This window comes from Streptomyces sp. NPDC089919 (assembly GCF_040684615.1).
In the GTDB taxonomy this organism is placed as follows: domain Bacteria; phylum Actinomycetota; class Actinomycetes; order Streptomycetales; family Streptomycetaceae; genus Streptomyces.
The window spans coordinates 1-1,008 of record NZ_JBFBGK010000229.1; the positions used below are offsets into that span (position 1 = coordinate 1).

Here is a 1,008-nt window from a genome sequence, read left to right on the forward strand (position 1 = left end):
CACTTCAACGTCAACCGGCACCTGAACATGACGAACGTGTGCACGGCGTCGTGTGCGTACTGCTCCTTCCAGCGCAAGCCGGGGGAGAAGGACGCGTACACGATGCGGATCGAGGAGGCCGTGCGGCTGGCGAAGGCCATGGAGGGGGAGAACCTCACCGAGCTGCACATCGTCAACGGTCTGCACCCGAGTCTGCCGTGGCGGTACTACCCGCGGTCGCTCTCGGCGTTGAAGGAGGCGCTGCCGAGCGTCTCGTTGAAGGCGTTCACGGCGACGGAGATCCATCACTTCGAGACGATCTCGGGGCTGTCGGCGTCGGAGATCCTGGACGAGTTGATCGAGGCGGGGCTGGAGTCCCTGACCGGTGGCGGTGCGGAGATCTTCGACTGGGAGGTGCGTCAGCACATCGTCGACCACCGTACCCACTGGGAGGACTGGTCGCGGATCCACCGGCTGGCGCACGAGAAGGGTCTCAAGACCCCGTGCACGATGCTCTACGGGCACATCGAGGAGCCGCGGCACCGGGTGGACCACGTGCTGCGGCTGCGTGAGCTGCAGGACGAGACCGGTGGTTTCCAGGTCTTCATCCCGCTGCGGTACCAGCACGACTTCGTGGACATGAAGGACGGGAAGATCCGCAACACGCTCCAGGCGCGGACCTCGATGGCCACGGGTGCGGAGGCGTTGAAGACGTTCGCGGTCTCGCGGCTGCTGTTCGACAACGTCCCGCACGTGAAGGTGTTCTGGGTGATGCACGGTGTGCAGACGGCGCAGCTGGCGTTGCAGCACGGTGCGGACGACATGGACGGCTCGGTCGTCGAGTACAAGATCACGCATGATGCGGACGACTACGGCACGCCGAACAAGCTGGGCCGTGAGGACCTGCTCGACCTGATCCGGGAGGCCGGTTTCCGGCCGGTGGAGCGCAACACCCGCTACGAGATCATCCGCGAGTACCCGGGCCCGGACGCGTCCCTGCGCGAGTCCCCCCAGCCGATGCGGGTCTGA

At 65.9% G+C, this 1,008-nt stretch carries 1 protein-coding gene; it reads left to right on the forward strand.

Annotated elements, in window-relative coordinates; all coding sequences use genetic code 11:
- On the forward strand, nucleotides 1–1,008 hold a 1,008-nt coding region (gene mqnE, locus AB0O40_RS37805), incomplete at its 5' end, for an aminofutalosine synthase MqnE (protein WP_365050901.1).